The 13,338-nt window shown below is 67.3% G+C and carries 9 protein-coding genes; 8 read left to right on the plus strand and 1 reads right to left on the minus strand.

All coding sequences use genetic code 11. The annotated features are described in order from the left end of the window. Positions 1–140 precede the first annotated feature (140 nt). The 5 genes from DFR41_RS22395 to DFR41_RS22415 all read left to right on the plus strand — a co-directional run bounded on the left by DFR41_RS22395 (position 141) and on the right by DFR41_RS22415 (position 7,757). The gene (locus DFR41_RS22395; protein WP_114804345.1) at positions 141–3,014 is read left to right on the plus strand and encodes a 2-oxoglutarate dehydrogenase E1 component; all 2,874 of its coding nucleotides are present in this window, start codon (positions 141–143) and stop codon (positions 3,012–3,014) included. A 107-nt stretch (positions 3,015–3,121) separates the two neighbouring features. Next, a complete protein-coding gene (odhB, locus tag DFR41_RS22400) occupies positions 3,122–4,390 on the plus strand; it encodes a 2-oxoglutarate dehydrogenase complex dihydrolipoyllysine-residue succinyltransferase (protein WP_114804346.1) in 1,269 nt (422 codons plus the stop codon). Positions 4,391–4,553: 163 nt separating this feature from the next. Beyond that, the gene (lpdA, locus tag DFR41_RS22405; protein WP_114804347.1) at positions 4,554–5,981 is read left to right on the plus strand and encodes a dihydrolipoyl dehydrogenase; all 1,428 of its coding nucleotides are present in this window, start codon (positions 4,554–4,556) and stop codon (positions 5,979–5,981) included. Between the two features lies 1 nt (position 5,982). Continuing rightward, positions 5,983–7,089, plus strand: coding sequence for a cell division protein ZapE (gene zapE, locus DFR41_RS22410; RefSeq protein ID WP_114804348.1), 1,107 nt, complete (start codon positions 5,983–5,985; stop codon positions 7,087–7,089). Beyond that, positions 7,086–7,757 (plus strand): hypothetical protein, encoded by a 672-nt coding sequence (locus DFR41_RS22415; protein WP_114804349.1) that lies wholly within the window; start codon positions 7,086–7,088, stop codon positions 7,755–7,757. Before zapE ends, DFR41_RS22415 begins: the two co-directional genes overlap by 4 nt. Positions 7,758–7,876: 119 nt before the next feature. On the opposite strand, the gene DFR41_RS22420 is transcribed toward DFR41_RS22415, so the two are convergent. Then, positions 7,877–8,704 (minus strand): PP2C family protein-serine/threonine phosphatase, encoded by an 828-nt coding sequence (locus DFR41_RS22420; RefSeq protein ID WP_081682030.1) that lies wholly within the window; start codon positions 8,702–8,704, stop codon positions 7,877–7,879. A 172-nt stretch (positions 8,705–8,876) separates the two neighbouring features. Here DFR41_RS22420 and yoaA point away from each other — a divergent pair, with 172 nt between their 5' ends. From yoaA to DFR41_RS22435, 3 genes are all read left to right on the plus strand, one after another. Beyond that, the gene (yoaA, locus tag DFR41_RS22425) at positions 8,877–10,898 is read left to right on the plus strand and encodes a DNA repair helicase YoaA (protein ID WP_114804350.1); all 2,022 of its coding nucleotides are present in this window, start codon (positions 8,877–8,879) and stop codon (positions 10,896–10,898) included. A gap of 369 nt (positions 10,899–11,267) precedes the next feature. Further along, complete coding sequence (locus tag DFR41_RS22430; RefSeq protein WP_114804351.1) at positions 11,268–11,693, plus strand: tripartite tricarboxylate transporter TctB family protein; 426 nt, start codon at positions 11,268–11,270, stop codon at positions 11,691–11,693. Positions 11,694–11,709: 16 nt separating this feature from the next. Then, positions 11,710–13,233 carry a tripartite tricarboxylate transporter permease gene (locus DFR41_RS22435; RefSeq protein ID WP_017757692.1) on the plus strand — a complete coding sequence of 508 codons (1,524 nt, stop codon included), beginning with the start codon at positions 11,710–11,712 and terminating at the stop codon, positions 13,231–13,233. The last annotated feature ends 105 nt before the right edge of the window (positions 13,234–13,338 follow it).

Raw genomic sequence — 13,338 nt, forward strand, 5'->3', positions numbered from 1 at the left:
CGCGTGCGGCGTGGCACAATCCCGGGTGTACTCAGGCCCTTCCCCAGCCACAGTCGCATCCGCCATCCGGTTCAGCCGTGTCGCGGAAGGTTTTCTTAACCAGCTAATGCTTCCCCAAGGGAAGCGGAGGTCAGCGGAACATGAGCGATTCCCCCGCGTCCATCTACAACGCCTATCAAGGCAACAGTTACCTCTTCGGCGGCAATGCGCCCTATGTCGAAGAGATGTACGAGAACTATCTCGCCAACCCCGGCAGCGTGCCCGACAACTGGCGCTCGTACTTTGATGCACTCCAGCACGTGCCGGCGTCGGACGGAAGCGATTCCCGCGATGTTCCGCATCAACCTGTCATCAATGCCTTCGCCGAGCGCGCCAAGCAGGGCGGCACCCGCGTCGTCGAGGCCAGCGGCGCCGACTCCGAGCTGGGTCGCAAGCGCACGGCCGTCCAGCAGCTGATCGCCGCCTACCGCAACGTCGGCGCCCGCTGGGCCAACCTGGATCCGCTGCAGCGCGCCGAGCGCCCGGCCATCCCCGAACTGGAGCCGTCGTTCTACGGCTTCGCCGACGCCGACCTCGAGACGGTCTTCAACACCAGCAACACCTTCTTCGGCCGCGACACCATGTCGCTGCGCGATCTGCTGAACGCTCTGCGCGAAACGTACTGCGGCACCATCGGCGTCGAGTACATGTACATGACCGACCAGGCGCAGAAGCGCTGGTGGCAGCAGAAGCTCGAAGCCGCACGCACCAACCCCAAGCTCAGCGCCGAGAAGAAGAAGCATGTGCTCGAGCGCCTGACGGCCGCCGAAGGCCTGGAGCGCTTCCTGCACACCAAGTACGTCGGCCAGAAGCGCTTTTCGCTGGAAGGCGGCGAAAGCTTCATCGTGGCCATGGACGAGCTGGTTAACGGCTCCGGCGCCAAGGGCGTGCAGGAAATCGTGATCGGCATGGCGCACCGCGGCCGTCTGAACGTGCTGGTCAACACCCTGGGCAAGGCGCCCAAGGACCTGTTCGCCGAGTTCGACCACACGGCCCCCGAAGACCTGCCCAGCGGCGACGTGAAGTACCACCAGGGCTTCAGCTCGGACGTGACCACGCCCAGCGGCCCGATGCACCTGAGCCTGGCCTTCAACCCCTCGCACCTGGAAATCGTGAACCCGGTGGTCGAAGGCTCGGTGCGCGCACGCATGGACCGTCGCGGCGACAAGCGCGGCGCCTCGGTGCTGCCCGTGCTCGTGCACGGTGACGCGGCCTTCGCAGGCCAGGGCGTCATCATGGAAACGCTGGCCCTGGCCGAAACCCGCGGCTACTACACCGGCGGCACGATCCACATCGTCATCAACAACCAGATCGGCTTCACCACCTCCGATCCGCGCGACAGCCGCTCCACGCTCTACTGCACCGACGTCGTCAAGATGATCGAGGCGCCCGTGCTGCACGTGAACGGCGACGATCCCGAAGCGGTGGTGCTGTGCATGCAGCTGGCCCTGGAATACCGCCAGGAGTTCAACAAAGATGTCGTTGTCGACATCATCTGCTTCCGCAAGCTGGGCCACAACGAGCAGGACACGCCCTCGCTCACCCAGCCGCTGATGTACAAGAAGATCGCTGCCCACCCCGGCACGCGCAAGCTGTACGCCGACAAGCTGGCGGCCCAGGGCCTGGGCGAGACGCTGGGCGACGACATGGTCAAGGCGCAGCGCGCCGCCTTCGACGCCGGCAAGAACACGGTCGATCCGGTCCTGACCGACTTCAAGCGCAAGTACGCGGTGGACTGGAGCGCCTTCTCCAACAAGAAGTGGACGGACGCCGCCGAGACCGCGCTGCCGCTCGCCGAATGGAAGCGTCTGGCCGAGAAGATCACCACGGTGCCCGAGGGCTTCACGGTGCATCCGCTGGTCAAGAAGGTGCTGGACGACCGCGCCGCCATGGGCCGCGGTGACGTCAACGTCGACTGGGGCATGGGCGAGCACATGGCCTTTGCATCCCTGGTGGCCAGCGGCTACCCGGTGCGCCTGTCGGGCGAGGACTGCGGTCGCGGTACCTTCACCCACCGCCACGCCGTGCTGCACGACCAGAACCGCGAGAAGTGGGACACCGGCACCTATGTGCCTCTGCAGAACGTGGCCGAGAACCAGGCCCCGTTCGTGGTCATCGACTCCATCCTGTCCGAAGAGGCAGTGCTGGGCTTCGAATACGGCTACGCGTCCAACGACCCGAACACCCTGGTGATCTGGGAAGCCCAGTTCGGCGACTTCGCCAACGGCGCCCAGGTGGTGATCGACCAGTTCATCGCATCCGGCGAGGTGAAGTGGGGCCGTCTGAACGGTCTGACGCTGATGCTGCCGCACGGCTACGAAGGCCAGGGCCCCGAGCACAGCTCGGCCCGCCTGGAGCGCTTCATGCAGCTGTCGGCCGACACCAATATCCAGGTGGTGCAGCCCACGACGGCCAGCCAGATCTTCCACCTGCTGCGCCGCCAGATGGTGCGCAACCTGCGCAAGCCGCTGGTCATCATGACCCCGAAGTCGCTGCTGCGTAACAAGGACGCGACCTCGCCGGTGTCGGAGTTCATCAAGGGCGGCTTCCAGACGGTCATCCCGGACGTCAAGGAACTGAAGGCCGACAAGGTCAAGCGCATCGTCGCCTGCTCGGGCAAGGTCTACTATGACCTGGCCAAGAAGCGCGAAGAGAAGGGCGCCGACGACGTGGCCATCATCCGCGTCGAGCAGCTGTACCCGTTCCCGCACAAGGCTTTCGCGGCCGAGGTCAAGAAGTACCCCAATGCGGCAGACATCGTGTGGTGCCAGGACGAGCCCCAGAACCAGGGTGCCTGGTTCTTCGTGCAGCACTACATCCACGAGAACATGCTCGACGGCCAGAAGCTGGGCTACTCCGGCCGCGCCGCCTCGGCCTCGCCTGCAGTGGGTTACGCCCACCTGCACCAGGAGCAGCAGAAGGCCCTCGTCGACGGTGCCTTCGGCAAGCTCAAGGGCTTCGTCCTGACCAAGTAAGTCCCCGCCACGGAGGCCGGTGCGTTGCGCCGGCCTCCTGTTCTTGCGCGCCCCATTTTTTTGTCGTTCGCGGGCGTGTTTCCCTCGAATAAGCAGAGTCCATAAAAATGTCCATCGTTGAAGTCAAGGTTCCCCAGTTGTCCGAGTCCGTGGCCGAAGCCACGATGCTGCAGTGGAAGAAGAAGGCCGGCGAAGCCGTCACGGCCGATGAAATCCTGATCGAGATCGAGACCGACAAGGTCGTGCTCGAAGTGCCGGCGCCCGCGTCCGGTGTGCTGGCCGAGATCGTGCAGGCCGACGGTGCCACCGTCGTCGCCGACCAACTGATCGCCAAGATCGACACCGAAGGCAAGGCCGGCGCCGCCGCCCCCGCACCGGCTGCCGCCGCACCGGCGCCCGCTGCTTCGGCCCCCGCCGCTGCTGCACCGGCCGCCACGGGCGGTGCCAAGTCCGACGTGGCCATGCCTGCCGCCGCCAAGCTGCTGGCCGACAACGGCCTGAAGACCAGCGACGTCGCCGGCTCCGGCAAGGACGGCCGCGTGACCAAGGGCGACGTGCTGTCGGCCGTGGCCGGTGGTGCCACCGCCGCCAAGGCACCCGCCGTTCAGATCCCGACCGGCGCGCCCAAGACCGCGCTGCCGCAGGTCGCCGCGCCCACCGCCGCCAACCTGGGCGACCGCCCCGAAGAGCGCGTGCCCATGAGTCGCCTGCGCGCCCGCATCGCCGAGCGCCTGCTGCAGTCGCAGTCCACCAACGCCATCCTGACCACCTTCAACGAGGTGAACATGGCCCCGGTGATGGACCTGCGCAAGAAGTTCCAGGACGCCTTCACCAAGGAGCACGGCACCAAGCTGGGCTTCATGAGCTTCTTCGTCAAGGCGGCCGTGCACGCCCTCAAGAAGTACCCGGTGCTCAACGCTTCGGTCGACGGCAACGACATCATCTACCACGGCTACTTCGACATCGGCATCGCCGTCGGCTCGCCGCGCGGCCTGGTGGTGCCGATCCTGCGCAATGCCGACCAGATGAGCTTCGCCGACATCGAGAAGAAGATCGCCGAGTTCGGCAAGAAGGCCCAGGAAGGCAAGCTGTCCATCGATGAGATGACCGGTGGCACCTTCTCCATCTCCAACGGCGGCACCTTCGGTTCGATGCTCTCGACGCCCATCATCAACCCGCCCCAGTCGGCCATCCTGGGCGTGCACGCCACCAAGGACCGCGCCGTGGTCGAGAACGGCCAGATCGTGGTGCGCCCGATGAACTACCTGGCGATGAGCTACGACCACCGCATCATCGACGGCCGCGAGGCCGTGCTGGGCCTGGTCGCGATGAAGGAAGCGCTGGAAGATCCCTCGCGCCTGCTGTTCGATATTTGACCCACCCCCGTTTCTTGCTCACTGCGTGTAGCCGAATCCCCCCTCAAGGGGGCGCACCCGGCGGCCCGGCAAAGCCGGTTCCGCGGGTGCATGCGAGCGGGCTTCGCTGCGCTTGCCCTGGTGTGGGCGCACGTTGGTGAGTCGATCCGAACGAAAGAACATCATGTCCAAGCAATTCGACGTCATCGTCATTGGCGGTGGCCCCGGCGGCTACATCGCCGCCATCCGCGCGGCCCAGCTGGGCTTCAACACCGCCTGCATCGACGAGTGGAAGAACGGCAAGGGCGGCCCGGCGCCGGGCGGCACCTGCACGAACGTGGGCTGCATCCCCTCCAAGGCCCTGCTGCAGTCCTCCGAGCATTTCGAGCACGCCAACAAGCACTTCGCCGAGCACGGCATCACGGCCTCCGACGTCAAGATGGACGTGGCCAAGATGCTGGCCCGCAAGGACGGCGTGGTGAAGCAGAACAACGACGGCATCCTGTACCTGTTCAAGAAGAACAAGGTCAGCTTCTTCCACGGCCGCGGCTCCTTCGTGAAGGCAGCCGAGGGCGGCTATGAGATCAAGGTCGCCGGCGCCGCCGAAGAGACCCTGGTCGGCAAGCACATCATCGTGGCCACGGGCTCCAACGCCCGCCAGCTGCCCGGCGTGCCCTTCGACGAAGAGACCGTGCTCTCCAACGACGGCGCGCTGCGCGTCGGTGCCGTGCCCAAGAAGCTGGCGCTGATCGGCTCCGGCGTGATCGGCCTGGAGATGGGCTCGGTGTGGCGCCGCCTGGGTGCGGACGTCACCATCCTGGAAGGCTTGCCGACCTTCCTGGGCGCCGTGGACGAGCAGATCGCCAAGGAGGCCAAGAAGGCCTTCGACAAGCAGGGCCTGAAGGTCGAGCTGGGCGTGAAGGTAGGCGAGGTCGCCAAGACCAAGGCCGGCGTGAGCATCGACTACACCGACGCCAAGGGCGAGGCCAAGAAGCTGGAAGCCGACAAGCTGATCGTCTCCATCGGCCGTGTGCCCAACACCATCGGCCTGAATGCCGAGGCCGTGGGCCTCAAGCTGGACGACCGCGGCGCCATCGTGGTGGACGACGAGTGCAAGACCAGCCTGCCCAACGTGTGGGCCGTGGGCGACGTGGTGCGCGGCCCGATGCTGGCGCACAAGGCGGAAGAAGAGGGCGTGGCCGTGGCCGAGCGCATCGCTGGCCAGCATGGGCACGTCAACTTCAACACCATTCCCTGGGTCATCTACACCAGCCCCGAGATCGCGTGGGTCGGCCGCACCGAGCAGCAGCTCAAGGCCGACGGCGTGAAGTACAAGGCCGGCACCTTCCCCTTCCTGGCGAACGGCCGCGCACGCGCGCTGGGCGACACGACGGGCATGGTCAAGTTCCTGGCCGATGCCACCACCGACGAGATCCTGGGCGTGCACATCGTGGGCCCGATGGCCAGCGAGCTGATCTCCGAAGCCGTGGTTGCGATGGAGTTCAAGGCCTCGGCCGAGGACATCGCCCGCATCTGCCATGCGCACCCGTCGCTGTCCGAAGCGACCAAGGAAGCCGCGCTGGCCGTCGACAAGCGTACGCTGAACTTCTGAGTTGGCCCTCCCGTCCGTCAAGGAGGCCTACGAGGCCGAACTCAAGGGCCGCGGCTACAGCGCCGATCCCGCGCAACTGCGCGCGGTCGACGCGCTGGACCGCTGCGCCCGCGAGTGGGCCGAGTACAAGGCCCAGCGTTCTAACGCCTTCAAGAAGCTGATCCACCGCCCGGACGTTCCGCGCGGTGTCTACATGTATGGTGGCGTCGGGCGCGGCAAGAGCTTCCTGATGGACTGCTTCTTCAATGCGGTGCCCATCAACCGCAAGACGCGCCTGCACTTCCATGAGTTCATGCGCGAGGTGCACCGCGAACTGGCGGACCTGCAGGGCATCCAGAACCCGCTCGACGAGCTGGGCAAGCGCATCGCCAAGCGCTTCAAGCTGATCTGCTTCGACGAGTTCCACGTCGCCGACATCACCGACGCGATGATCCTGCATCGCCTGCTGGTGGCCATGTTCGACAACGGGGTGGGCTTCGTGACCACCTCCAATTTCAAGCCTGACGACCTTTATCCGGACGGGCTGCACCGCGACCGCATCCTGCCGGCCATCGACCTGCTCAACGCCCGGCTGGAGGTCATCAACGTGGACAACGGCACCGACTACCGGCGCCGCACGCTGGAGCAGGTGCGCCTCTACATCACGCCCAACGACAGCGGCTCCGAGAAGGAGCTGCGCAAGATCTTCGACAAGCTGGCGGAGAAGGGCGACGACACCCCGGTGCTCAACATCGAGAAGCGCGAGATCCGCGCCCGGCGTCGTGCCGGCGGCGTGGTGTGGTTCGACTTCCGCACGCTGTGCGGCGGCCCGCGCTCGATGAACGACTACCTGGAGATTGCCAGCCAGTTCCACACCGTGCTGCTGTCCGACGTGCCCGAGATGCCGGTGCGCATGGCCTCGGAAGCGCGCCGGTTCACCTGGCTGGTGGACGTGTTCTACGATCGACGGGTGAAGCTCGTGCTCTCGGCCGCGGTGCCGCCTGAGCAGCTCTACACCGAAGGGCCGCTGGCGCACGAGTTTCCACGCACCGTCTCGCGACTGAACGAAATGCAGTCGGCCGAGTTCCTGGCGCTGGAGCGCCGTACCGTGGACACCCGCCTCACATGAGCTTTTCCCTTCGCCTTGCCACGCTGATGCTGGTCGCCGTGTCCGCGGGCGCCGTGTTGGCCCAATCCGCCGTGTCGGTGGCTGCGCCCGGTTCGGGACAGGCGGCGGACGAACGCGAGCGCATCGGCGTCGAGCGCAAGGCCGAAGAGGTGCGCTACTCGGCCCGCCGGGCCCAGTGCTACCAGCGCTTCGCCGTCGATGACTGCCTCAATGCCGAGAGCCGTTTGCACCGCGAGACGCTGGACGGGCTCAAGCGGCGTGAAGCCGTGCTCAATGATGCGGAGCGCCGCCAACGAGGCGAAGACGCCCTGCGTCGCATCCAGGACAAACAGGCCAACCCGCCTGCGCGCGACCTGCCCCAGGAACGCGACCGGAACCGACAGGCTCAGCAGGACCGAGAGCAGCGCAACGCCGACCATGCAGCCAGCCGGGCCGCCACCGCCGCGCAGGCGTCGCAGCGCCGGCAGCAGTTCGAGGACCGGCAGAAGGCACAGGCCGAGAAGGCGGCCGAGCGGGCCCAGCGGCGCACCCAGGATGCCGCGGAGCGCGAACGCTACGAGCGTCGGCAGGTCGACGCCGAGCAGCGCCGCACAGACGCCCAGCGCCGCAACGCCGCGCGCACCAAGCCGCCGGCGGCGCCGCTGCCGGATCCGGCGGCCAAGCCCTGAATCCGCGCTGGCGCCGGCGCGATGTGGCTGCGCCTGCCCAGCAGGCAAAGCCACCAGGTCCCAGGGCGAGCCGCCAGTTTGGCGGCGAGCGGCTGAAGCCGCCGTATCGGCGGCCGTCCTCAGCGCTGCGGGCTGCTGTCCATGAACGCGTCGAGCGCGGCGAAGGAGGGCGCGGCCGGCTTGCCGGGCAGGTCCTCCACCTTCACCAGGATCAGCGACAGGTTGTCGCCCGCCCCGCCAGCGCGGCGGCGCGCCTCGTTCACCAGCATCTCGGCCGCTGCGCGGGCCGGGTATCGCGCGATGACTGCTCCGAACTCCTCGGGCGTGAAGTAGTGCCAGAGCCCGTCAGAGCAGGCCATCAACGCATCGCCGGGCTGGACGCCATCAATGGCCTCGAGGTCCATCGGCGGCAGGGTGGATTGCATGCCGAGGCAGCCCACGAGGATGTTGGCCTTCGGATGGCGCAAGGCCTCGTCCTCGTCCAGCTCGCCGCGCTGCACCAGCACCTCGACATAGGAATGGTCGCGCGTGCGGCGCACCAGGCGGCCGCGGCGGAACAGGTAGATGCGCGAATCGCCGGCGTGGATCCAGGCGCCCCGGCCGTCGGGGTCGAGCAGGAAGGCCGCCACGGTGCTGTGCGGCTCCTGTTCGCTCGACAGGGCGGTCAGCCGGATCACAGTGTGGGCTTCGTCGACCAGCTGGCGCAGCAGCCGGTCCGGATCGTCCGTGCCCGGTGCATAGCGGGCGAACAGCTGCTGCGCGGTCATGATGACCTGCTCCGAGGCCTTGCGGCCGCCGCTGCGGCCGCCCATGCCGTCGGCGACCACCGCGAGAAGGCAGCCCGGGCGCTGGGGATGCCCGATCAGGGCGACCTGATCCTGTTGGTAAGGCCGGTCTCCCTGGTGGAGACCCGTGGCAGCGGACAATCGGAAACCGGTGTGAGGCATTGGCGCGGTCGGCGCCGCGGCGCGCCAACGAGAAGGCTATGTGGCTGTCTGACACCCATTATCGAGCGATCCAGTGACACCGTTAAACACAATTCACAGTTTCTCCTTTGTCGAAAGCTTGTGTCTGCCAGGAGCGACGCCCAGGCACCCGTCGACCGGGAGGAAGGGCTAGATGGCGCTCGCTGACGAGGTGATGGATGTCTTCGCCGACGGCGGGGCCTTGTCGCAGGCGGCGGACCAGTTCCGGGTGCGCGACGGCCAGACGCAGATGGCGCTGGCCATCGCCCACACCGTGGCCGAAGGAGGGCAGCTGGTGGTGGAGGCCGGCACCGGCGTGGGCAAGACCTTCTCGTACCTTGTGCCGGCCTTGCTGAGCGGCGAGCGGGTGCTGCTGTCGACCGCCACCAAGGCCTTGCAGGACCAGCTCTTCGGGCGCGACGTGCCACGCCTGCTGGAGGCCCTCAACCTGCCGCTGCGCACCGCCTTGCTCAAGGGGCGAGGCAGCTACCTCTGCCTGCACCGCATGGCCCAGGCCCGGCATGACGCCGGCGGCGAGCGGGGCATGGCCCATGCGCTGGCCAAGGTCGAGCGCTGGGCGCTCACCACGCGCACCGGCGACCTGGCCGAGCTGCCGGGCCTGGACGAGCGATCGCCGGTCATTCCGCTGGTCACCTCCACCCGCGACAACTGCCTGGGCCAGCAGTGCCCGCAGTTCAAGGCCTGCCACGTCAACCTGGCCCGGCGCGAAGCGCTGGCGGCGGACGTGGTGGTCATCAACCACCACCTGTTCTTTGCCGACCTCGCGGTGCGCGAGTCGGGCATGGCCGAGCTGCTGCCCAGCGTGCGCGTGGTGATCTTCGACGAGGCGCACCAGCTCAACGAGACGGGCGTGCAGTTCCTGGGCCTGCAACTGGGCACCGGGCAGGTGCTGGACTTTGCGCGCGACCTGCTCGCCGCCGGGTTGCAGCAGGCCCGCGGTCTGACCGACTGGCAGGACGTGGCCGGCAAGCTGGAGCATGCCGCGCGCGAGTTGCGCATGGTGGCCGGCAAGGGCTGGCCCGGCGCCAAGCTGCGCTGGAACGGCGCCGCCCCCGAAGGCATCGGCGCCACCCAGTGGCAGGGCGGCCTGGACACCCTGCGCCGCGCCGCGGAAGACGCCGCTGTCGCGCTGGACACGGTCAGCGAGCTTTCCCCCGATTTCGTCCGCCTGGCCGAGCGCGCCGGCCTGCTGGTCGAGCGCGCCGGCCTGCTGACCGAACCGTGCCCGCCCGATGCGGTGCGCTGGGTGGACATCGGCACCCAGCTTCGACTCGTGCAGTCGCCGCTGGACATCGCCGATGCGGTGCGCAAACGCGTGCTCAAGGCCGACCGCCCGGCGCCGTCGCCGCAGGAGCAGGGCGACGAGTCGCGCAGCCGTGCCTGGATCTTCACCTCGGCCACACTGGGGGACGACCCGCAACTGCGCTGGTTCACCGAGCCGTGCGGCCTGGACGAAGCGCAGGTGCTGCGCGTGGCCAGCCCTTTCGATTACGCGCAGCAGGCCGCGCTCTATGTGCCGCGGCAGTTTCCCCGGCCGGCCGATGCGGGCCATCCGGACGCCGTGGCGGCGCTGGCCGCCAAGGGCGTGCTGCGCCTTGGCGGTCGCACGCTGGTGCTGACGACCACGCTGCGTGCCTTGCGCAGCATCGGCGACGGCCTGCGCGACCGCCTGCGCGCGGCCGGCAGCGATGTCGATGTGCTGGTGCAGGGCGAATGGCCCAAGCGCGTGCTGATGGAGCGCTTCCGCGCGGGCGCAGACGCGGGCGCGACCGGTTGCGTGCTGGTCGCCTCCGCCTCGTTCTGGGAAGGCTTCGACGCGCCGGGCGATGTGCTGCAACTGGTGGTGATCGACAAGCTGCCGTTCCCGCCGCCGGGCGATCCGCTGGTGGAGGCGCGCACGCGCCGGCTGGAGTCGCAGGGCCGCAGCGGCTTCGGCGACTACTCCATCCCCGAGGCGGCCGTGGCGCTCAAGCAGGGCGCGGGCCGGCTCATCCGGCGTGAAAGCGACCGTGGCGTGCTGGTCGTGTGCGACACGCGCCTGGTGTCCATGGGCTACGGCCGCCGCCTGCTCGCCGCGCTGCCGCCCATGCGCCGGCTGGCGGCCGAGGCCGACTTCGAGCAGGCACTCGACGATCTGACGCAGCCCCCCGGCTGAACGGACGAAAGGCCGCGCGCCCATGTTCCAGAGGCCGCCTTCGGGCGGCTTTTTTCATGGGTATTTCGGTCGCCGTCGATGACCCGGCGACGCCCGGGAAAACGGGCGCATACGTGTATTTGCGTAGCCGCTTCTTCGTGTTAACCCGGAGGAAAAGTCACCGATGCGACGCCTGCGCGACGCCAGAGCCCTCCGGTACGTAATTCCCCTCTGCGGTCGGTCAGATTCCGATCAGTGTGGCAGCCGGAGCATCCCCTCCGCCCCAGCAGCTGCGGCTGCAAAGGAGACATTGGCACCCCGCCGGATCCCCCGGCGCGAGAGGGACCAACCGATCCACAACATCAACATGACGACGCTTCGCCTCCCCTTATGAACGATCGCAACCTCAACCGAGGCTTGTTCCTCATCGCGCTTGCACTGCTGTTCGGCGTGCCGGCCTTCAACTACCAGATCGGCAGCTTCGCGCACGCCGGCCCGGGCCTGTTCCCGGCCATGGTCAGCGGCATGCTGCTGGCCATCGGGATCATCACCGTGATCCGCTCGCGCTTCGTCAAGCCGATCCCGATGTCGGTCAACTTCAAGAACATCGCGATCATCCTGGCCAGCCTGTGCACCTTCGCGCTCGTGTCCACCTACGTGAACATGACCGTGGGCATCGTCGTCATGGTGTTCATCGCCTCGCTGGCGGCCAGCGGCAAGTATTCCTGGGTACGCAACGTCAAGGTGGCGGTGGTGCTCGTGGGTTTCGCCTTCGGCTTCCAGAAGCTGCTGGGCCTGAACCTTCCCCTGTACTGATCGGAGCCTGCACACCATGGAAGCTCTCCATAACCTGGCGTTCGGCTTCGAGCACGCGCTGACCATCCACAACCTGATGTACTGCGCCATCGGCTGCGTGGTCGGCACCCTGGTCGGCCTGCTGCCCGGCCTGGGCCCGCTGGCCACCATCAGCCTGCTGCTGCCGCTGACGTACTCCATCGACACCACCGGCGCGCTGATCATGCTGGCCGGCATCTACTACGGGGCGCAGTACGGCGACAGCGTGTCGGCGATCACGATGAAGATCCCGCATGCGAGCTCGATCGTGGCCTGTATCGACGGCTACGCGATGACGCTCAAGGGCAAGACGGGCCTGGCGCTGTTCACCGCCGGCTTCTCCAGCTTCATCGGCGGCACCGTGGCCATCGTGGTGCTGACCTTCCTGGCGCCCAAGCTGGGCGAGGTGGCCTTCCTGTTCGGCCCCGCGGACTACTGCGCGCTGATGATGGTGGGCTTCGTCTGCGTGAGCTTCGTGACCACCGGCAGCCTGCTCAACGGCCTGGCCATGTGCCTGATCGGCGTGCTGCTCGGCCAGATCGGCACCGACGTCAACAGCGGCGTTCAGCGCTACACCATGGACCTGCCCTTCCTCGCCGACGGCGTGGGCCTGGTCAGCATCGCGCTGGGCTGCTTCGGCATTGCCGAAATCACCAAGAACCTCGACAGCGGTGAAGAGCGCTCGCCCTTCAACGGCAAGATCCACCTGATGCCCACCTGGGAAGAGTTCAAGCGGATCATCCCCAGCGCCCTGCGCGGCAGCGTGATCGGCTCCTTCCTGGGCATCCTGCCTGGCGGCGGCCCGGCCATTGCCCAGTTCGCGGCCTACGCCATCGACAAGAAGGTCAGCAAGTACAAGCACGAGATCGGCACCGGCTGTATCGAAGGCGTGGCCGGCCAAGCTGCTGCCGACGAAGCCGCCGCCCGCACCAGCTTCATCCCGCTGATGTCCATCGGCATCCCCGAGAACGCCGTGATGGCGCTGATGATGGCCGCCTTCATCATCAAGGGCATCCAGCCCGGCCCGAACATGATCGCCGGCCACCCGGAACTGTTCTGGGGCCTGGTCGCCTCGATGTGGGTCGGCAACTGCTTCCTGATCATCCTGAACGTGCCGCTGGTGCGCTACTGGCTGTCGGTGTTCAAGATCCCGTACGCCGTGCTCTTCCCGGGCATCCTGTTCTTCTGTTGCATTGGCACGTACAGCGTCAACAACAACCTCGAAGACCTGTACATCACCGCCGCCTTCGGCCTGCTGGGCTTCCTGTTCATGAAGTTCGACCTGGATGCCGCGCCGCTGATGCTGGGCTTCATCCTGGGCCCGATGCTGGAAGAGAACTTCCGCCGCACGCTGCTGCTGAGCCGCGGCAGCTTCGGCATCTTCTTCGACCGGCCCATCAGCGGCACGCTGCTGTCGCTGATCGGGGTGTTCATCGCATGGCAGACCATCGGCTTCTTCATCAAGACGAAGAAGCAGAAGAACGGAGCCGCCGCATTGCCGGCGGCGCACGAGACGGCCTGAGCGCGCATGCAATCCACTGCAGAAGGGGCCTTCGGGCCCCTTCTGTTTTTTGGGCGTCGGTGCAAGCCGGATGGCGGCCGACAGGCCTGCGACGGATCGGTTGAT

This window comes from Pseudacidovorax intermedius (assembly GCF_003350475.1).
Lineage (GTDB): Bacteria > Pseudomonadota > Gammaproteobacteria > Burkholderiales > Burkholderiaceae_C > Xenophilus > Xenophilus intermedius.

Bases quoted from the DNA above. Each gene is read 5' to 3' on its own strand.
- DFR41_RS22395 (WP_114804345.1), top strand. From the start codon at position 141: ATGAGCGATTCCCCCGCGTCCATCTACAACGCCTATCAAGGCAACAGT.
- odhB (WP_114804346.1), top strand. From the start codon at position 3,122: ATGTCCATCGTTGAAGTCAAGGTTCCCCAGTTGTCCGAGTCCGTGGCC.
- lpdA (WP_114804347.1), top strand. From the start codon at position 4,554: ATGTCCAAGCAATTCGACGTCATCGTCATTGGCGGTGGCCCCGGCGGC.
- DFR41_RS22415 (WP_114804349.1), top strand. From the start codon at position 7,086: ATGAGCTTTTCCCTTCGCCTTGCCACGCTGATGCTGGTCGCCGTGTCC.
- DFR41_RS22420 (WP_081682030.1), bottom strand. From the start codon at position 8,704: ATGCCTCACACCGGTTTCCGATTGTCCGCTGCCACGGGTCTCCACCAG.
- yoaA (WP_114804350.1), top strand. From the start codon at position 8,877: ATGGCGCTCGCTGACGAGGTGATGGATGTCTTCGCCGACGGCGGGGCC.
- DFR41_RS22430 (WP_114804351.1), top strand. From the start codon at position 11,268: ATGAACGATCGCAACCTCAACCGAGGCTTGTTCCTCATCGCGCTTGCA.
- DFR41_RS22435 (WP_017757692.1), top strand. From the start codon at position 11,710: ATGGAAGCTCTCCATAACCTGGCGTTCGGCTTCGAGCACGCGCTGACC.